At 55.4% G+C, this 18,784-nt stretch carries 15 protein-coding genes; 7 read left to right on the top strand and 8 right to left on the bottom strand.

Annotated elements, in window-relative coordinates:
• Positions 1–27 precede the first annotated feature (27 nt).
• Positions 28–231: a hypothetical protein gene (locus ACIGCM_RS04860; RefSeq protein WP_397500883.1), complete on the bottom strand. Its 204-nt coding sequence runs from the start codon at positions 229–231 to the stop codon at positions 28–30.
• A gap of 572 nt (positions 232–803) precedes the next feature.
• Between ACIGCM_RS04860 and ACIGCM_RS04855 the strand changes: the two genes are divergently transcribed.
• The gene (locus tag ACIGCM_RS04855; protein WP_397500882.1) at positions 804–1,148 is read left to right on the top strand and encodes a YciI family protein; all 345 of its coding nucleotides are present in this window, start codon (positions 804–806) and stop codon (positions 1,146–1,148) included.
• A gap of 53 nt (positions 1,149–1,201) precedes the next feature.
• On the opposite strand, the gene ACIGCM_RS04850 is transcribed toward ACIGCM_RS04855, so the two are convergent.
• Positions 1,202–1,762, bottom strand: coding sequence for a tetratricopeptide repeat protein (locus ACIGCM_RS04850; RefSeq protein ID WP_397500881.1), 561 nt, complete (start codon positions 1,760–1,762; stop codon positions 1,202–1,204).
• 272 nt (positions 1,763–2,034) lie between these two features.
• Between ACIGCM_RS04850 and ACIGCM_RS04845 the strand changes: the two genes are divergently transcribed.
• The 5 genes from ACIGCM_RS04845 (at position 2,035) to dsbG (ending at position 6,855) form a co-directional block, all read left to right on the top strand.
• Complete coding sequence (locus ACIGCM_RS04845) at positions 2,035–3,324, top strand: NAD(P)/FAD-dependent oxidoreductase (protein WP_397500880.1); 1,290 nt, start codon at positions 2,035–2,037, stop codon at positions 3,322–3,324.
• 21 nt (positions 3,325–3,345) lie between these two features.
• Positions 3,346–3,915, top strand: coding sequence for a helix-turn-helix domain-containing protein (locus tag ACIGCM_RS04840; protein ID WP_397500879.1), 570 nt, complete (start codon positions 3,346–3,348; stop codon positions 3,913–3,915).
• 121 nt (positions 3,916–4,036) lie between these two features.
• Entirely contained in the window at positions 4,037–5,167 is a 1,131-nt protein-coding gene (locus ACIGCM_RS04835) for a M14-type cytosolic carboxypeptidase (RefSeq protein WP_397500878.1), read from the top strand.
• Between the two features lie 111 nt (positions 5,168–5,278).
• Positions 5,279–6,094: a prolipoprotein diacylglyceryl transferase family protein gene (locus tag ACIGCM_RS04830; RefSeq protein ID WP_397500877.1), complete on the top strand. Its 816-nt coding sequence runs from the start codon at positions 5,279–5,281 to the stop codon at positions 6,092–6,094.
• Positions 6,091–6,855 carry a thiol:disulfide interchange protein DsbG gene (gene dsbG, locus ACIGCM_RS04825; RefSeq protein WP_397500876.1) on the top strand — a complete coding sequence of 255 codons (765 nt, stop codon included), beginning with the start codon at positions 6,091–6,093 and terminating at the stop codon, positions 6,853–6,855. Before ACIGCM_RS04830 ends, dsbG begins: the two co-directional genes overlap by 4 nt.
• Positions 6,856–6,928: 73 nt before the next feature.
• Here the strand turns inward: dsbG and gcvT are convergent, their stop codons facing one another.
• The 6 genes from gcvT to gcvH all read right to left on the bottom strand — a co-directional run bounded on the left by gcvT (position 6,929) and on the right by gcvH (position 15,778).
• Positions 6,929–8,053 (bottom strand): glycine cleavage system aminomethyltransferase GcvT, encoded by a 1,125-nt coding sequence (gcvT, locus tag ACIGCM_RS04820; protein WP_397500875.1) that lies wholly within the window; start codon positions 8,051–8,053, stop codon positions 6,929–6,931.
• A 55-nt stretch (positions 8,054–8,108) separates the two neighbouring features.
• On the bottom strand, positions 8,109–9,485 hold the full coding sequence (locus ACIGCM_RS04815) for an L-serine ammonia-lyase (RefSeq protein ID WP_397500874.1): 1,377 nt from the start codon (positions 9,483–9,485) through the stop codon (positions 8,109–8,111).
• An 84-nt stretch (positions 9,486–9,569) separates the two neighbouring features.
• Complete coding sequence (gene glyA / locus ACIGCM_RS04810; protein WP_397500873.1) at positions 9,570–10,823, bottom strand: serine hydroxymethyltransferase; 1,254 nt, start codon at positions 10,821–10,823, stop codon at positions 9,570–9,572.
• A 52-nt stretch (positions 10,824–10,875) separates the two neighbouring features.
• On the bottom strand, positions 10,876–12,252 hold the full coding sequence (locus tag ACIGCM_RS04805; protein ID WP_397500872.1) for an alanine/glycine:cation symporter family protein: 1,377 nt from the start codon (positions 12,250–12,252) through the stop codon (positions 10,876–10,878).
• Positions 12,253–12,529: 277 nt separating this feature from the next.
• Positions 12,530–15,385, bottom strand: coding sequence for an aminomethyl-transferring glycine dehydrogenase (gene gcvP, locus ACIGCM_RS04800; protein ID WP_397500871.1), 2,856 nt, complete (start codon positions 15,383–15,385; stop codon positions 12,530–12,532).
• Between the two features lie 9 nt (positions 15,386–15,394).
• Positions 15,395–15,778, bottom strand: coding sequence for a glycine cleavage system protein GcvH (gene gcvH / locus ACIGCM_RS04795; RefSeq protein WP_397500870.1), 384 nt, complete (start codon positions 15,776–15,778; stop codon positions 15,395–15,397).
• Between the two features lie 470 nt (positions 15,779–16,248).
• Here gcvH and ACIGCM_RS04790 point away from each other — a divergent pair, with 470 nt between their 5' ends.
• Positions 16,249–18,783 (top strand): LuxR C-terminal-related transcriptional regulator, encoded by a 2,535-nt coding sequence (locus ACIGCM_RS04790; RefSeq protein ID WP_397500869.1) that lies wholly within the window; start codon positions 16,249–16,251, stop codon positions 18,781–18,783.
• The last annotated feature ends 1 nt before the right edge of the window (position 18,784 follow it).

Below are 18,784 nucleotides of genomic sequence, written 5' to 3'. Positions count from 1 at the left end.
AAAAAGCTCTGTCTGGCGGTCGAGGATTCAGGGCTCGGATTTGTCTTCCAGTTCCTTTTCGATCTTTTGTATCTCTTTATCAAAAGCTTGGTCGAGAAGAGAGGCTCTTTTGCGCCATGGCTTGCGTTCCGGTTCAGGTTGAGCGGCGTAGGTTAAAACTTCTCCGCCGTAAACATCCTTGTAACGCTGCGCCTGGCGCTCAAGTTCGGCGCGCAGTTCGTCTTTGGTCACGTTAAATCCCAAGGTTTGTGTTGTATTCTGAAGTGATCACGCGAGTAATGAGCACGCGGTGTCACGGGCTAATGCGTACAGTCTGTTTTAACTCAATACGCAGTGCTGGTTGGGCAACTGCTAATGCGGACGATTAACACAATCGTATAAGCAGGCGTCGACTGGGTTGTCGATCTGCGTTGATTATCGCAATTGGTTAGAGAATGTCCAGTTACTGAAGGATATTTAGCAAACTTTAGCGGTGCGTGTATTCCTGTCTTAGTTTGTGTATTAGTTAAGGCTATTTAGCGTACGGGGTACGGTTGTACAGCGTCCAGGCAGTGTTCTGATGCGCGTAGCCAAGGTTCATTTAAGACTGTCTGACGCCTAAAAGGTTACACCCACATAAAAATTTAACCGGTATTTAATAATTCGTCTGGGTGCGTATATTTTATTGCTTGCGAGCTGCCCGGCCACGGTATTGCTGCTGTTTAAGCGGTGGCGACTTGCTCAGGAAAGGCATGTCGAAAATGACCCCGTTAAAACGACTAGGTCATACACCCCCTTGATGGCGCTTCATGCAGGAGACAGTGATGAAATATTTATGTCTGGTCTACAGCAACGAGCAACAACTACATACCGCCCCTGACAGCCCAAAAGATGAAGAGTGTTGGGCCTACGCTGAAGCGGTGCAGCGCAGTGGGCGGATGCTTGCCGCCGAAGCATTACAACCCGTGCACAGTGCAACAACTGTGCGTATGCGTGGCGGCCAACTTTCAATAACTGATGGGCCATTTGCGGAAACCAAAGAGCAATTGGCCGGATTCTATCTAATTGAAGCCCGCGATCTGAATGAGGCAATTCAAGTCGCTGGCAAAATCCCGGCGGCGCGTGTGGGTTGCGTGGAAGTACGCCCGGTTAGGCAGTTGGACATCTAAAATAAATAACCCCGCAGCAGCGGGGTTATTTATTCATACCGAATGACTGATGCTTAAGGCGTTTGCAGTTTTTTCAAGGCTTCACAGCTGACTTGGTAGTTGGCTTTACAGGCGGCGGTGTACAGGGCAACGGCCTGGTTAGGGTCGCGGGCTACGCCGTGTTCGCCAGTGAAGTAAAGGTTGCCAAGGATGTGCTGCGCCATTGGGTTACCGCCAGCCGCAGACTGGTTCAAGTACTTGAGCATGGCATCGCGGTTGGCAAACGAGGCGTCATCACGACCGGTGTAGAGGTAGGCCAGGCTAACAGCGGCCATTGAGTGGCCTTTGTCAGCCGCTTTTTTCCACCAGATCTCGGCTTGCTTCAGATCTTTGATTGGACGACCGACGAAATAAGCGCTGCCTAATTTGAACTGGCTTTCTACGTCGCCATTTTCTGCGGCTTTACGCAGTTGATCGAACTCGGGATTGACGCTTTGCTCTTGAGTCGTCTCTGGAGTCGTAGCAGGCGCTGTGGTTTCAGTGTCGGTATCTTTGCTGGCGCAACCGCCGAGAAAAAGCAGCGTGCAGAGCAGGGCGGGAAGTGTTGAGCGCACCAGTAAATTGGTTTTCATCATTTTGATTCCTGATTTGACGAGAGCATGCCGCATACGACGGTATGACTATGTGCTGAATGGTTCAAGCCTCAGCGATGGCAAAGGCCCATGTTTGATTGGTTTTCTCGTACCCTCGTCAGGTTTGAACCCTAACGCCAGAGGAGAGTTGCTGTGGCTTACACAGAGACAACAACTCTGTGAATAAGTTGGAAAAACTCTGCATATCTTGGCCTTGTGAAATTTATATAGTAAATTTTCATGAAAATATAAATCAAATAATTCATGAGTCCCTTATGTTCAAGCAGTCCACGCAACATGTCCGCAGCTATTACGCGGCAACCCATCCCGAGCCTCTGCAGTTAAGAGCCACGCTCAATGAATCGATTGATACCGATGTGTTGATCATTGGCGGCGGTTTTAGTGGTCTGCATTGTGCGTTGCGACTGTTGCAGGCTGGTAAGCGCGTTGTCGTGCTGGAAGCCAGCCGGTTGGCGTGGGCGGCGTCAGGGCGTAACGGTGGGCAAGCGTTGCTTGGCTGGTCATGTGATATGCCACCCTTTGAAACGACCCTGGGCTTGAGTGGCGCTCAGCGACTGTGGGGCAGTATGCAGTGGGCCGCAGATGAAATGCGGGCGTTGCCGCAGCGTCACGGGTTCGATATTGATTACCGCCCAGGCAGTTTGTACACCGCGGTATTGGCGAAGCGTGTTGCTCAGCTACACGCGGCTGAGCGTGAGGCCCATGAGAAATGGAGTTCGCCAGGCGTACGTTTTATCGCGGGTGAAGAGCTGCGTGAGTGGATTGGCAGCGAGCGCTATCTGGCTGCGCTCTACGATCCGCAAGGCGCACATATTAATCCGCTTAAGCTTGCCCAAGGTTTAGCGGCGGCGATTGAACAATTAGGCGGACAGATTTTCGAGCAAAGTCAGGTGCTGGACTACCGCCAGGCGGGTGAGGGCTATCTCGCCCGAACGAATAACGCTGAGGTGCGCGCTGATGTGCTTATCCTGGCTTGCAACGCCTATATTGACCAATTGGACCGTCCACTTAGCCGACGCATTTTGCCTGTGGGGTCCTATCAAGTCGCAACCGCACCCTTGTCAGCAGAGCTCGCACAGTCACTATTACCGAAGAACAGCTGTGTCATCGACAACCAGTTTGTACCGGACTACTTTCGCCTCACCCCAGATAATCGGCTTTTGTTCGGGGGTGGCTGCACCTATTTGGGCGGTATTCCTAAGGATGTCGCTGCGGCAACCAGGCCTTATCTTCAGCGGGTATTTCCACAGTTGGCAGGGGTCAAGCTGGACTATGCATGGGGTGGTCATATCGATTGCACCTTGAAGCGCACCCCGGATATTGGCTGTGAGGGTCGCCGATACTGGCTGCAAGGATTTTCCGGGCATGGCGTGCTGCCCACGCTTGCTGGCGCTCGCGCAGTGACTGATGCGATTCTTGGTGATACTGAACTGCTGGAGCTTTATCAGGGGTTGCATAACCCGGCTTTTCCTGGCGGATCGACCTTCGCTGCACCTATCGAAGCGCTGGGCAAGGCCTGGTATCGACTGCGTGATGTCGTGTAACACACCCTTTGAGGAGCTGATATGGACATGCAGGATGAAGTTGAAGGGCTGGCAATACTGATTCGCGATTTGCGCAAGCACAAGAAAGTCAGCCTGGAAGCGCTGGCTGAGCAGGTGGGTCGTTCAGTGGGGTTTCTGTCGCAGGTTGAGCGGGCTATCTCAAAACCAACGGTGGCTGATCTCACCGCCATTTCAGAAGCGTTGGGCGTCTCTACCAGCTACTTTTACAATCTAAGCAAGCCTCGGGAAGTCAGTTGGGTGACTCGCCCAGATGAACGCCGCACCTTGTATTACGCCGGAGATATCACCGATGTGCTGGTCTCGCCAAGCATGTCGGCGGGCTTTTCCATGTTGGAAAGTCATTTGGCACCCGGGGCGAGCAGTGGCGAGGGGCATTTGGATGACAGCTCCGAGCAAGGTGGTTTTGTACTTGAGGGTGAACTGACCATTTGGTTTGATGCTGAGGGCGAACGTCAAGCTGGTCCTGTGACCTTGCGAGCCAATGATGGCTTTCAACTGCCGCCGCACAGCCATTTTCGTTATGCCAATCTCAGCCAGCAGGCGACTCGGGTGCTTTGGGTTTTCAAATGATCGCCAGCCGAGCAAGCTGTTGACGCGTCAAAGGCGGTTTTTTCTTGTTTATACCGTTTGCAAGCGGGGCTGGAACTGCGATGCTTTAGAGCGTTTATGAATTCAATGTGTTGAGGTGCATATGCAGATCAGTTGTGATTTCGACAGTGGCAATATTGAGGTTATTGATGCCAGTAATCCTCAGCGGGTCTTGCTGGAGATTCGCCCTGATCTATGCAGTCATCACTTCCAGTGGTTTCACTTCAAAGTGGATGGCCTTACCCCTGGCCGGCCGATTGGTTTCAGCCTGATCAATGCCCATCACTCCGCCTACAGCCACGCTTGGAGTGGTTACGACACCGCGGCATCCTATGATCAGAAAAAGTGGTTCAGGGTGCCGAGTCGCTTTCAGGATGGCGCGCTCGACTTTGAACTAGCGCCCCATCAACCGCAGATATGGTTTGCCTATTTTGAGCCCTACAGCCGTGAGCGCCACGATCAACTAATCGCCACTGCCGTTGCTGATGCTGGGGCAGAGGTCATCGCAACGGGCAAAAGTATTGAAGGGCGCGACATTCAGTTGCTAAAGGTCAGTCGCAACCCTAATGCGCAGCGCAAGGTCTGGATTATTGCTCAACAGCATCCCGGCGAGCATATGGCTGAGTGGTATATGGAAGGCGTGATTGAGCGCCTGCAAAACAGTGAAGACGCTAAGCTCAATCACTTGTTAGCGCACGCTGATTTATACCTGGTGCCGAATATGAACCCAGACGGTGCTTACCGTGGGCATTTGCGCACCAATGCCGCGGGTCAGGACCTCAACCGGGCTTGGCAGTCGGCCAGTGAAGAACAAAGCCCAGAGGTGTATTTCGTTCAGCAGCAGATGCGCAAGATTGGAGTCGACCTGTTTCTGGATATCCACGGCGATGAAGAAATTCCCCATGTGTTCACCGCTGGCTGTGAGGGTAATCCCGGGTATGGCCCGCGCCTTGAAACGCTCGAGAACGATTTTCGCGACCGTTTGATCGCCAGTGGTGCTGAGTTTCAGACCCGCTTTGGTTATCCACGCAGCGAGCCAGGTAAAGCCAACACCACCCTGGCGTGCAATTCCGTGGGAATGGAGTTTGATTGCCTGGCGTTTACCATCGAGATGCCTTTTAAAGATCACAATGATACGCCGTGCCCACGCACGGGTTGGAATGGCCAGCGTTCGGCGCAACTGGGTAAAGATGTGCTCAGTGTGATCGCCGATATGGTTGAACACTTGCGTTAAGAGTCGAACATAGTTTGTAACGCTCGCGGTGAGGTTTTGCTGAACCCTTTATTCACTGGATGGGTCGCAGTTGTTTGCCTTCATAGGTGCAGCTGATATCAAGGACTGCAGATGCTCAGCGTTAACCTTGGGCCGTTGAATATGTCAGCGGCACATTTGTTGTTATTAACCAGTCTTTTTGTCGCCACGCTGGTTGGCTGGTGGGTGGGGCGTAACGCCAAGAGCAATCCCGAAAACCGTCTCTTTATGATGTTCTTGGTTGGCATTCTGGGTGCGCGCTGCGCCTTTGTAGTGCGTTACTTTGAGCACTTTCAGAATGATTTGTGGCAGGTGATCGATCTGCGCGACGGCGGTTTTATTGCGTGGCCTGGCGTCTTGCTGGCACTGGCATTGGGTGTGTATTTTCTGATCAAGCAGCCGTCGATGCGCCGGCCACTGAGTATTGCGCTGGTCGCGGGGCTGTTAGTCTGGGGTTCAGGAACAGCACTGATGCGTGCGCTGGAGCAGGGCACGCGATTACCGCAGGTAGCGCTGAAGACGCTGGACGGCAAAGACGTCGATCTGAGTGCCTATGTGGGCAAACCGCTGGTGGTCAACCTTTGGGCGACCTGGTGTCCACCTTGTCGGCGGGAGATGCCGGTGTTGGCTGCGGCGCAAAAGCGCCATGCTGAAGTGACCTTTTTATTCGTCAATCAAGGCGAAGGTCAGGATGAAATCAGTCGATTCCTGCAGGTCGGTCAGCTCAATATGAGCAATGTATTACTGGATAGTCGCGCAGTACTTGGGCCACTGGTTGGCTCACGCGCGCTGCCGACTACGGTGTTTTACGACGCACAGGGGCGGCAGATTGGCAGTCACTTGGGTGAGTTGTCGGAGGCCAGTTTGTCGCAAGTACTAGAGCTGTTTAGAAAGGATGATAAACAATGATTAACGTTTCCCGTGGGTTGGTTCTGGCGCTTTTGAGCGCCGGGGCTCTAAGCCTGCACGCCGAAGAATGGCCAGCACCGATCAAAGCTGTAGAGGCCCGCGGCGCTGAGGTGGTCGGCAAGTTTGATGCCCCCGGTGGCATGCAGGGATTTGCGGCTAAATATAATGGTCAGGCCATGGCGCTGTACTTGATGCCCGATGGTAAGCACGTCCTGCTCGGCACCTTACTGGATGAGCAGGGCGCTGACCTCAGCGAGGCACCGCTGGAGAAATTGGTGTATCAGCCGATGGCCAAGGAAATGTGGGCACGCATGGAGAAAAGCCATTGGGTGGCGGATGGTAAAGCCGATGCGCCAAGGGTGGTTTATGTGTTCAGCGACCCGAACTGTCCGTACTGCACAATGTTCTGGAAGCAGTCGCGCCCTTGGGTTGAGTCCGGAAAGGTGCAACTTCGGCACATCATGGTCGGCATCATTCGCGAGGACAGCGAAGGCAAGGCCGCGGCAATACTCACGGCCAAGTCGCCTGAAAGTGCGCTTCATGAGCATGAGTCAGCGGGTCAGTCCAGCTCACTTAAGCCGTTGAAAACCATTCCAGCAGAGATCCAAAAGCAGCTCGACAATAATGTCGCCTTAATGGGCGAGCTAGGCGGCCAAGCGACTCCGGCGATTTTTTATCTGGATAAAAACGGGCGCATGCAGCAACAGCAGGGTGCGCCACGCCCCGATGCCTTAAAGGCGATTATGGGCGAAGCGCAGTAACAACAGGCTGACCACTCAGGCACAAAAAAGCCCGTATCGTGACATACGGGCTTTTTTGCTATTGCCTGGTCGATCAGCCGCGGTAGTAGCGCTGTTCTACAAACGGCGTTTTGGCCACTTTCATTGGCACGCGCTTGCCGCGAACGATTGCCCAGACATCGCTGCCCACCGGCACATGGCTGGCTTGTACGTAACCCATGGCGACCGGCGCACCCAGTGTTGGGCCGAAACCGCCGCTGGTGACTGTGCCGATGGTGTTGCCATCCGCATCGACAATTTCAGCGCCTTCACGCACAGGTACACGCTCTTGCGGCAGCAGGCCAACGCGCTTGCTGGCAACGCCAGCTTGCTGTTGGGCGAAGATATGTTCTGCGCCCGGGAAGCCGCCAGCGCGAGCACCGTCGGCGCGGCGTGGCTTGGACATGGCCCAGAGCAGGCTGGCCTCGATGGGTGTGGTGCTGGTGCTCATGTCGTGGCCGTACAGGCACAGGCCGGCCTCTAGGCGCAGTGAGTCGCGGGCACCGAGGCCAATCGCCTCGACTTCTGGCTCAGCCAACAGGCTGCGCGCCAGGGTCTCAGCGTTTTCATTGGGTACTGAGATTTCATAGCCATCTTCGCCGGTATAGCCAGAGCGGCTGACGAAGCAGTCAACACCGAGCAGGCGCACCTGGGTGAATTGCATAAAGGTCATCTTCGCGACTTCTGGTGCGAGACGGCTAAGTACGTCAACTGCTTTCGGGCCTTGCAGGGCTAGCAGAGCGCGTGACTCAAACAGGCTTTCAATCTCGCACTGCTCACCAATGTGCTTGCGCAGGTGGGCCAGATCTTGATCCTTGCAGGCGGCGTTGACCACCAAGAACAGGGTGTCATCACCGAGGTTGGCGACCATTAAGTCGTCAAGGATGCAGCCGTTTTCATCCGTAAACATGGCGTAGCGCTGCATGCCAACGGGCAGGTCGATGATGTCAACCGGGACCAGAGTTTCCAGCGCCTTAGCTGCATTGGCCCCCCTTAGAACAAGCTGGCCCATGTGCGATACATCAAACAAACCGGCTTGATCCCGCGTTTGCAAATGCTCTTTCATGACGCCGAGTGGATATTGCACCGGCATGTCATAGCCAGCGAACGGCACCATGCGTGCGCCCAACTCAAGGTGCAGCGCGTGCAATGGGGTTTTTGCGAGGGTTTCGGTAGTCATGCAGGTCTCCTTGGTATTCTTTTCGCTGCGCGCCTGTTGAGCGTGCAGCGCTCAATCAGCATTCAATAATGTTTACGGCCAAACCGCCGCGAGCGGTTTCTTTGTACTTACTTTTCATGTCAGCACCAGTCTGGCGCATGGTCCGAATCACTTTATCCAGTGAGATGAAGTGATGACCGTCGCCACGCAGTGCCATGCGCACTGCATTGATAGCTTTAACCGAGCCCATCGCGTTACGTTCAATGCAGGGAACCTGGACCAATCCGCCGACGGGGTCGCAGGTCAGGCCGAGGTTGTGCTCCATACCGATTTCGGCGGCGTTTTCAACTTGCTGTACGCTGCCGCCCAGCACTTCACATAAAGCCCCCGCAGCCATAGAGCAAGCGACGCCCACTTCGCCCTGACAACCGACTTCAGCGCCGGAGATCGAGGCATTTTCTTTGTAGAGGATACCGATTGCTGCCGCCGTGAGCAGAAAACGCACCACGCCATCGTCGTTGGCACCGCTGATAAAGCGTGTGTAGTAATGCAGTACCGCGGGGATGATGCCAGCTGCGCCATTGGTGGGGGCGGTGACAACGCGTCCGCCACTGGCGTTTTCTTCATTGACCGCCAAGGCATAAAGGTTGACCCAATCCAGCACGCTGAGTGCATCGCGCATGTTGGCTTCTGGGTTTTTGCAAAGCTGGCGATAAAGGGCTGCTGCGCGGCGTTTAACCTTTAGGCCGCCGGGCATGATGCCTTCGTTGTTACAGCCTGCGGTGACGCAATCTTGCATCACCTGCCAGATATTGAGCAGGCGTTCACGGGTTTCTGCTTCCGGTCGCCAAGCCGCCTCATTGGCGAGCATGACTTGGCTAACTGACAGGTTGTGCTCAGCGCAGTGCGCCAGCAGCTGTTTACCGGTCGTGAAGGGGTAGGGCAGTTTGGTTTGGTCTTCGACGATACGGTCGGCACCGGCGGCTTCATCGTCCACCACAAAGCCGCCGCCTACTGAGTAGTATTCACGGCTGCGGGTTTGTAAGCCTGCCTGATCAAAGGCACGGAAGATCATGCCGTTGGGATGAAAGGGCAAGGGTTTGCGAATCATTGCCAAGTGTTCTTTTTCGACGAAATTAATCGTTTTTTCGCCGAGTAAATCAATTTTCTTAGCAGCTCGAATAGCCTTCAGGCGCTCATCAATTGTGCGGGTGTCGACGCTGTCGGGTTGTTCGCCAAGCAGGCCGAGCAACACGGCCTTGTCGCTGCCGTGGCCTTTGCCGGTCGCGCCAAGGGAGCCATAGAGTTCCACATTAACCCGCTCGGTGCTGGCCAACAGGTCATCGCGGCGCAAGCCTTCGACAAAGCGTGCAGCCGCGCGCATCGGTCCAACGGTGTGTGAGCTGGAAGGACCGATACCTATTTTGAACAAGTCAAAAACACTGAGAGACATAAAACCTCGGTTATCTGCGGTCTGCGCGGGTCGCGCCAGACCGCATCTGGAGTTGCTGGTAACACACCCTGTATGGCGTCTTACTTATTCAGCGTAGACCGGGAAGGTCTTGCAGAAATCACTTACCTGACCCCGTACACGTTCGATGACTGCAGGGTTGTCCAGTTCATCGAGAATGTCGCAAATCCAGCCAGCCAGTTCACGGCACTCGCCTTCTTTGAAGCCGCGTGTGGTCACCGCCGGGGTGCCAATGCGGATGCCAGAGGTGACAAATGGTGACTGAGGATCGTTAGGCACCGCGTTCTTGTTAACAGTGATGTGTGCTGCACCCAAGGCCGCATCGGCAGCTTTGCCTGTCAGGCCCTGCTTGATCAGGCTGAGCAGGAACAGGTGGTTATCAGTGCCGCCAGAAACCACTTCAAAGCCGCGACCGATAAACACTTCGGCCATGGCCTGGGCGTTGTTGATCACTTGCTGTTGATAGGTTTTGAAGCCTGGCTCCATGGCTTCTTTGAAGCACACTGCTTTGCCAGCGATAACGTGCATCAACGGGCCACCTTGGCTGCCAGGGAAGACTGCCGAGTTAAGCTTCTTCTCGATCTCTTCGTTGGCCTTGGCCAGAATCAAGCCGCCACGTGGGCCGCGCAAGGTTTTGTGGGTCGTGGTGGTGACCACATCAGCGTACTGCATTGGATTGGGATACAAACCAGCAGCCACTAACCCGGCAACATGGGCCATGTCGACAAACAGGTACGCACCTACTTTGTCGGCGATTTCGCGGAAGCGGGCGAAATCCAGTGTGCGTGAGTAAGCCGAGAAACCGGCAACAATCATCTTTGGCTTGTGCTCAAGGGCCAGGCGCTCGACTTCGGCGTAATCAATCAGACCTTGTTCGTCGATGCCGTACTGCACGGCGTTGTAAAGCTTGCCCGAGGAGCTGACTTTGGCACCGTGGGTGAGGTGACCGCCATGGGCCAAACTCATGCCTAGAATGGTGTCGCCCGCTTGCAGCAGTGCCAGGTACACCGCCGAGTTGGCGGATGAACCTGAGTGAGGTTGGACGTTGGCATAGTCAGCGCCGAACAGCTGCTTGGCGCGCTCGATTGCCAGGCTTTCAACTACATCCACGTGCTCACAGCCGCCGTAATAACGCTTGCCCGGATAACCTTCGGCGTATTTGTTAGTCAGGCCGCTGCCCTGGGCTTCCATCACCGCTGGGCTGGTGTAGTTTTCTGAGGCGATCAGCTCAATGTGATCTTCCTGGCGGCGGTCTTCTGCATTCAGTGCGCGTGCCAGTGCTGGATCGTATTCGTTCAGGGTCAGGCTTTTGTAGAACATTGCGGCTGTCCTTAAAGTCGGGCGCGAGCGCTTATCGCTCGCGCATATTGAATTAACGCTGCAGCGATTCGACGCTGCGTTTAACGATGTCCGGGTTGAAGTGATCGCGAGTCAGCTTGACCACAATAGGGCTCAACAGTAATAGCGAGAGCAGGTTGGGCAGGGCCATCAAACCATTGAGGGTGTCAGCCAGCAGCCAAGCAAAGTCGAGTTGGGCGATAGCGCCAAATGGCACGGCTAGCACCCAGATAATGCGAAACGGCTTGATCGCTTTAGTGCCGACCATAAATTCCCAGCAACGCTCGCCAAAGTAGCTCCAGCCAAGAATAGTGGTGAAGGCAAAAACCACCAGCGCGATACTCAGGAATGCACCACCAAAACCAGGCATTGCTGACTCAAAGGCCGATGCTGAAAGGGCTGCGCCACTGATGCCGCTGGTCCAGACGCCCGAGCAGATGATGGCAAGGCCAGTCATGGTGCAGATCACCAAGGTGTCGATAAAGGTGCCGAGCATGCCGATCATGCCGGAGCGAACAGGGCTGTTGGTGGTGCCAGCTGCTTGGGCGATACCAGCAGTGCCCAAACCGGCTTCGTTGGAGAAAATACCGCGCGCGACGCCAAAGCGGATGGCCGCCATGACGGCTGCCCCGGCAAAACCACCGGTGGCTGCTGCAGGGCTGAAAGCGTAAGTGAAAATCTGGTTGAAGGCGTTGGGGATCTGATCGGCAAACACCACCAACACCACGATGGAGGCGATGATGTAAGCGATGCACATAAATGGCACGAGTGCAGCCGCCACAACACCGATGCGCTTGATGCCACCGAGGATAACCAGGCCGACTGCGACCATGCTGACAACCCCAGTTACCCACAACGGCACATTGAAGGTGCTCTCGAGGGCATGGGCCATGCTGTTGACCTGAACCATGTTGCCGATGCCAAAGCCTGCCAGACCGCCAAAGATGGCGAATGCAGTACCCAGCCATAGCCACTTTTGGCCAAGACCATTTTTGATCGCGTACATCGGGCCGCCGACATGCTCGCCGCGCTCATCTTTCTCGCGGTAGTGAACCGCCAGCACCACTTCGCAGTACTTGGTTGCCATGCCGACCAGAGCGGTGCACCACATCCAGAACAGCGCGCCGGGGCCACCCAGGAATATAGCGGTGGCCACGCCGGCAATATTACCGGTACCTACAGTTGCCGCCAGGCACGTCATCAGTGCTTGAAACGGACTGATTTCGCCGCTGGCGTCGTCGTCTTTCTTGCGGCCTTGCCACATCAGGCTGAAGCCCGCGCCAATCTTGCTGATCGGCATAAACTTCAGGCGTAGCATCAGGAACAGGCCTGCGCCGAGAATCGCCACCAGCATAGGTGGGCCCCAGACGAGTCCGTTTATTGAGTTAACTAATGTGTTGAGAAATTCCATGGAACGCACCTTTTTGTTGTTGTTAGCGTCAGGGGTAGCCTGCGCTCGATAGGGGCTGTTTGCAGTGGTATTGCGATTGGAATGTGCTGCTTTTATAGGTTTTACAGTTGTGTTCAGACGCTGAGTTTTGCTGCATGCCTGATTGCGGGTCTGCATTCAGGTGTTGGTTGCCGTCATGGTTAATGACGGCAATCCTCCTGGCCCGTGATAAACGCACCAGGTTTGAATAATTGGGGCAAACGCCCGCAACCCGTGCGGGCGTTTGTCGGGTGACGTTTTAGGCGTCTTGGTACGCTTCAATCGACGGGCAAGCGCAAATCAGGTTGCGATCACCAAACACGTTGTCGACTCGGCCAACCGGTGGCCAGTACTTACCGTCGATAAGTGAGGCAACCGGGTAAACGGCCTGCTCACGGCTGTAGCTGTGCGTCCACTCACCCACCAGTTCAAGGGCGGTGTGCGGGGCGTTTTTCAGCGGGTTGTTTTCTTTGTCGAGGTCGCCGCGTTCCACTGCACGAATTTCGTCACGAATGGCGATCATCGCGTCACAGAAGCGGTCCAGCTCTTCTTTCGATTCACTTTCAGTCGGCTCGATCATCAAGGTGCCCGCAACCGGGAAGGACATGGTTGGCGCGTGGAAACCGAAGTCGATCAGGCGCTTGGCCACGTCATCAACGCTGATACCGCTGGCGTCTTTGATCGGGCGGATATCCAGAATGCACTCGTGAGCCACCAGACCATTGGTGCCGCTGTAGAGCACTGGGTAGTGTTCTTCAAGGCGACGGGCGATGTAGTTGGCGTTAAGAATAGCCAACTGCGATGCGCGCTTGAGGCCTTCGCCGCCCATCATGCTGATGTACATCCAGGTGATCGGCAGAATGCTCGCGCTGCCAAATGGCGCTGCGCTGACCGCACCTTCTTTGCGCGCCATGTTGGCGTGGCCCGGCAGGAACGGAATCAAGTGCTCCTTGACGCCGATAGGGCCAACACCTGGGCCGCCGCCGCCGTGCGGGATGCAGAAGGTTTTGTGCAGGTTAAGGTGCGATACGTCGCCGCCGAACTGACCCGGGGCACAAAGGCCGACCATGGCGTTCATGTTGGCGCCGTCGATGTAAACCTGGCCACCGTTGTCGTGGATGATCTGGGCGATCTCGCGGATGCCTTCTTCAAACACGCCGTGGGTCGACGGATAGGTGATCATCAGTGCCGCGAGGCGATCTTTATGTTCGATAGCCTTGGCGCGCAAGTCTTCGATATCGACGTTGCCACGGGCATCACATGCGGTCACCACGACGCGCATACCAACCATGCTCGCGGTCGCAGGGTTAGTACCGTGAGCCGATTGTGGGATCAGGCAGATATCACGCTGATCGTCGCCACGGCTGATGTGGTAGGCACGAATTGCCAGCAGCCCGGCGTACTCACCTTGGGAACCGGCATTGGGTTGCAGAGACACACCGTCATAACCGGTCGCCGCGCAAAGCATGGCTTCCAGTTCATCGGTCAGTTGCTGGTAGCCCTGGCTTTGCTCGGCTGGAGCAAATGGGTGCAGGTTGCCAAATTCAGCCCAGGTCACCGGGATCATTTCGCTGGCTGCGTTGAGCTTCATGGTGCAAGAACCCAGCGGGATCATGCTGCGATCCAGTGCCAGGTCTTTGTCAGCCAGCTTGCGCAGGTAGCGCATCAGCTCGGTTTCCGAGTGATAACGGTTGAACACCGGGTGGCTAAGGATGGCTGACTGGCGCAGCAGTGCTTGCGGCAAACGACTCGCCACAGCTTTAGCCAGTTCAGCGAAGTTTGGCAGGCTGTTGCCCGGCTCGGCGAAGACTTGCCAAAGGCTTTCGATAGCGGCTTGGTCAGTGGTTTCGTCGAACGACACGCCCACACGCTGAGCATCGACTTCACGCAGGTTGATCGACAGTTCACGCGCATGCTTGTGCATGGCTGCTGTACGGTCACCGGTAGCGATGGTCAGGGTGTCGAAGAAGTTTTCTTGCTCAACAGCCAAGCCCAGCTTAGCCAAGCCTTGAGCAAAGATTGCAGTCATCTGGTGCACGCGCTTGGCAATGCGGGTCAAGCCTTGTGGGCCGTGGTAGACCGCATACATGCTGGCGATGTTGGCCAGCAGAACCTGGGCTGTACAGATGTTACTCGTGGCCTTTTCGCGACGGATATGTTGCTCGCGAGTTTGCATGGCCAAACGCAGGGCTGGCTTGCCGAAACGGTCTACCGAAACACCGACCAGACGGCCCGGCATGTCACGCTTGAAGCTGTCACGGGTGGCGAAATAAGCCGCGTGTGGGCCACCGAAACCCAGTGGTACGCCGAAACGCTGAGCGCTGCCCAAGGCAACGTCTGCGCCGAATTCGCCTGGAGGCGTCAGCAGGGTCAGGGCGAGCAAATCAGCGGCCACTGCAACCAACGCATTGGCAGCGTGGAAGCGTTCAACCAATTCACGGTAATCAAAGATGTCGCCATTGCTGGCCGGGTATTGCAGCAGGGCACCAAAGTAGGCGCTGGCATCAGTGATTTCAGCTTCGTCACCGACAACAACTTCGATATCCAGTGGCTCAGCACGGGTACGCAAGACGTCGAGGGTTTGCGGGTGGCAGTGCTTGGATGCAAAGAAGCTGTTGCTGGCTTTGTTCTTCGACAAACGCTTACAGAATGTCATCGCTTCGGCGGCAGCCGTGGCTTCGTCGAGTAGCGAGGCGTTAGCGATTGGCAAGCCGGATAGGTCGCTGACCAGGGTTTGGAAGTTAAGCAGCGCTTCCAGGCGACCTTGGGAGATCTCTGGCTGGTAAGGGGTGTAGGCGGTGTACCAGGCTGGGTTTTCCAACAGGTTACGCAGAATCGGCGATGGCGTATGGGTGCCGTAATAGCCCTGACCAATAAAGGTCTTGAACTGCTGATTCTTGGCGGCGATGGTTTTGATCTTGGCCAGTGCATCGGCTTCGCTCATGCCTGGAGTCTGCCCCAGTACGCTGGTGCCTTTGATGCTCTCAGGGATAACGCTGGCGCTCAGTGCTTCGAGCGAGTCATAGCCAAGCTGCTTGAGCATGGCATCGGTGTCAGCGTCGCGTGGGCCGATATGGCGTGCGATAAATTCGTTTTCGGTCGTCAGGTCAGTCATCAGCTAGCCTCAGGCGTCAGCGTTGGCGTTAAGCAGGCGATCGTAAGCAGCCTGGTCGAGCAGGTCATTGATGGCGCTTGGGTTTGCAGGGCGGAAACGGAAGAACCAGCCTTTACCCAGTGGGTCTTCGTTGACCAGTTCAGGGCTGGCTTCGAGGTCGGTATTGATTTCTACCACTTCGCCGTCCAGCGGCATGGTGATATTGCTGGCGGCTTTAACTGACTCCAGCACCGCAACCTCAGCTTCAGCGCTGTAGCTTTGCGCTTCCGGCAATTGCACGAATACCACGTCACCCAGTGCTTCTTGGGCAAAGGCGGTGATGCCAACGGTTACCAGGCCATCTGCTTCTTGACGCAGCCATTCGTGCTCGACGGTAAAACGCAATTCGCTCATGTGAACTCCTCAAGTGACAGTCTCGCCTTTTTCTTGTGCAGGCGATGATCCAGTGCTCGCGATTAGCGGGCGTGTTGTGGAACAGTCTGCAAGGTGAGTGCCATTGGCAATATAGCCAGTAAAATCAATGGTTTGATTGGTTATTTCGGTATTTTACCGACTTGCTTTGTATTGAAATCAATACGGTGTATTTGGGCCTTGCGCCAGCAATGCTTGGGAGGCCAGATATAGCGCAAGCTGATGCGTTTGTATCGATTTGAATACGGCGTACCGATTTGAATACGCCTGTGTTGTGTCGATAACCGGGCTTCTACTTACGTGCTACCTCAAAGGCTAGGGCCGCAGCTGCTGGGCGGTTTTAGAGGCTTTTTTATTGTTGGCCATCAGTCGGCTTTATTGAGCTTTATAACAGGCGCAATAGGCGGTAGCGTCCTAAGCTACAGGCTCAACAACAATAACTATGAGTGGTCATGAGCGCATACGCATGTTCTGCTGACGTGGCACTTCCAGTCAGCGCCAAAACCACATTACCTAAAATGCCGCTTGGGCACGTTAACCGATCGCAGTTACAGCAGCGGCTGTTGGCTGAGACTTGTCGTGTGCGCTTATTAATTGCGCCAGCAGGTTTTGGAAAGTCAATCTTGTTGGCTGACTGCATTCGCGACTGCCCAGCTGATCGAACAGTGCTTTGGCTTAATTGCGCCGGTGCGCCATGGAGCAGAGCCGATCTATGTCAGCAGTTGTGCAGCGCCCTTGGTTATTCCCGTGAGCTTACAGAGCACCAGCTGCAGCGTGCGCTTAGCACTGAATCTCGCAAGTTATGGATCATTCTTGACGACTATGCACGTGAACCCAATGAGTTGCTGGATAACTGCCTTGATCGTCTGATCGGCAGTGCCTCTGATTCTATTTGCTGGTGGTTGAGTAGTCGGCGGCGACCGCAATGTAATCTTCCCCGGTTGCTGCTTGAGGGCGACTTGTTCGAAATCGGCAGCAAAGAATTAGCCTTTAGTTACGAAGAACTGTGCAAGTGGCTGCGCAATATCGACGCCACTAACCCGCCCTATGCAGAGCAACTATTTGAGCGGTGTGCCGGTTGGCCTGCGGCCATGCGGTTGTTGCATTTGACTGCGCGCAATTCGCGCCTTGTAAGCGCCCATGCGCCAAGTGGTAGTAGCGTATTGCTCGATTATATCGAGCATGAAGTCTTCGCGGGGCTGGATCTGGAGTTGCGTCAGGCGCTTGTGCAACTGGCGCAGTTTTCACGTTTTAACGCCGAGTTGTGTGAGCACGTATTTGGACTGGGGCAGGGCGCAAAAAGGCTGCAAGCGCTGCGCGCCCGTGGTCTGTTTATCCAGCCGATGGATGATCAGAACCAATGGTTTCAATTGTATCCACCGCTGGTGATGCAGCTACGCCACAGTTCACTTAATGTTTCTATAAGCGCTATCCATGAGCGTGCTGGCCGGTGGTTTGCCGCCAATGGTGATATTCCTTCAGCCGTTGAGCATGCACTGAAAGCGGGTCAGCTTGAGGTTGCGGCAAGTTTTCTCGAGCGTGTTACCGAGGAAAATCTACTTCAGGGCAAAGACCTTGGCTTGATCCTGCGGTGGCGTGCGGACTTGCCAGAAGACTTGTTGATGAGCACGCCAAGGCTCGTGGTGTTGAACACCTGGATATTGCTACTGGCGGGGCGTTTGGACGAGGCAAGCCATTGCGCCGCCGCGCTGGGAAGGTTCCAGCCACAACCCGACCCTTCGCACACCACCGAACTGTTCGCGCAATGGCAAGCGTTAAAAGGTGTTGAAGCCTGTTTGCGGGTACGCAGTGAACAGGCCATTCAGCATCTGCAGCAGGCACTTCAATACCTACCGGAATGTGCTTGGGCGCAAGCCCTCATGTGCCGCTCGGTGCTGACTCAGATAGCCATTGGTGAGGGCCGGCTCGATGAGGCTCAGCGGTTGAGTCATGAGGCGCTCAAGGTCGCCAGAAGTCATGGCAGTGCTGTGTTTGAAGCGTTACTTGAACTTGATCACGCCTTACTGCTTGAAGTGCGCGGCGAGTTTATTCGCGCCCAGGCGTTGTTAGGGCGAGTGCGCGATCACTACCAGTATCAAGCATTGCGTAACACGCCGGTATGGGGGCGTATTCACCTGCGACTAGGGCGGCTGGCAATTCGCCAAGGCCAGTTTGAGCATGCACGCTGCTTTTTGCACACCGCCATGAGTGAGGCGCTTGGCTACGGTGATCCGGGTGCCTTCTACAGTTATCTGGCAATAGCTGAGTTGGCAGCCTGCGAGGATGATATTGCCGGTGCTTTTGCGTTGCTTGCTGAGGCTGAGCGGCTCATGCAGCGCCAGCGCGTGGCCGACACCCTGTACCGGGGGGTATTGTTGTTAGCCAGCAGTCAGTTGTGGATAAGCCAGGGCCACAATGAGCGTGCGCGCGAGGCGCTTACCCGAGTGCTTGAGTACCACAAGCGCGAGCAAGCCATGCTGCCCCCGCAGTACTATCCGGAGCTCATTGTGCGGCTGCGCTATTCACTCTTGAACATCGACTTGAGTGAAGGTCGGGATGTACGTGAACCCTTGCGAATCCTGCTCAATGAGATGATTGAGCAGGGGCGATTAGCCCTGGCTTGTGAGCTTTGGTCGATGCTAAGTCGCGCGTGTGAAGTGATGGGTGACGCCGAAGGCGAGGTCGATACCCGCACTCAACTACAAGCACTTGCAGAGCGTTTGAACTACCAGCGCTTGTGGTCCCAGCGAGGCGAAGATGTTGCCATGGCAGACGTTGTCAGCAGCAGTGCAGATACCTTGTTGAGTCGTCGCGAACTCGCGGTGCTGGGGTTGATTGCCAAGGGGTGTTCCAATCAAGAAGTGGCGGATCAACTGTTCATCTCGCTGCACACGGTGAAAACCCATGCGCGCCGCATCAATGGCAAGCTCGGTGTGGCACGCCGTACCCAAGCGGTTGCCAGTGCCAAAGCTCAGGGGCTGTTGTAGC

The sequence above is a fragment of the Pseudomonas sp. NPDC078700 genome, assembly GCF_044542375.1.
Classification (GTDB): domain Bacteria; phylum Pseudomonadota; class Gammaproteobacteria; order Pseudomonadales; family Pseudomonadaceae; genus Aquipseudomonas.
This window is presented reverse-complemented; position numbering and strand designations above follow the sequence as displayed.

Coding starts and splice junctions, on each gene's coding strand:
- ACIGCM_RS04805 (WP_397500872.1), bottom strand. CDS start 12,252: ATGGAATTTCTCAACACATTAGTTAACTCAATAAACGGACTCGTCTGG.
- ACIGCM_RS04840 (WP_397500879.1), top strand. CDS start 3,346: ATGGACATGCAGGATGAAGTTGAAGGGCTGGCAATACTGATTCGCGAT.
- glyA (WP_397500873.1), bottom strand. CDS start 10,823: ATGTTCTACAAAAGCCTGACCCTGAACGAATACGATCCAGCACTGGCA.
- ACIGCM_RS04830 (WP_397500877.1), top strand. CDS start 5,279: ATGCTCAGCGTTAACCTTGGGCCGTTGAATATGTCAGCGGCACATTTG.
- ACIGCM_RS04815 (WP_397500874.1), bottom strand. CDS start 9,485: ATGTCTCTCAGTGTTTTTGACTTGTTCAAAATAGGTATCGGTCCTTCC.
- gcvT (WP_397500875.1), bottom strand. CDS start 8,053: ATGACTACCGAAACCCTCGCAAAAACCCCATTGCACGCGCTGCACCTT.
- gcvP (WP_397500871.1), bottom strand. CDS start 15,385: ATGACTGACCTGACGACCGAAAACGAATTTATCGCACGCCATATCGGC.
- dsbG (WP_397500876.1), top strand. CDS start 6,091: ATGATTAACGTTTCCCGTGGGTTGGTTCTGGCGCTTTTGAGCGCCGGG.
- ACIGCM_RS04835 (WP_397500878.1), top strand. CDS start 4,037: ATGCAGATCAGTTGTGATTTCGACAGTGGCAATATTGAGGTTATTGAT.
- ACIGCM_RS04855 (WP_397500882.1), top strand. CDS start 804: ATGAAATATTTATGTCTGGTCTACAGCAACGAGCAACAACTACATACC.
- gcvH (WP_397500870.1), bottom strand. CDS start 15,778: ATGAGCGAATTGCGTTTTACCGTCGAGCACGAATGGCTGCGTCAAGAA.
- ACIGCM_RS04845 (WP_397500880.1), top strand. CDS start 2,035: ATGTTCAAGCAGTCCACGCAACATGTCCGCAGCTATTACGCGGCAACC.
- ACIGCM_RS04850 (WP_397500881.1), bottom strand. CDS start 1,762: ATGATGAAAACCAATTTACTGGTGCGCTCAACACTTCCCGCCCTGCTC.
- ACIGCM_RS04790 (WP_397500869.1), top strand. CDS start 16,249: ATGAGCGCATACGCATGTTCTGCTGACGTGGCACTTCCAGTCAGCGCC.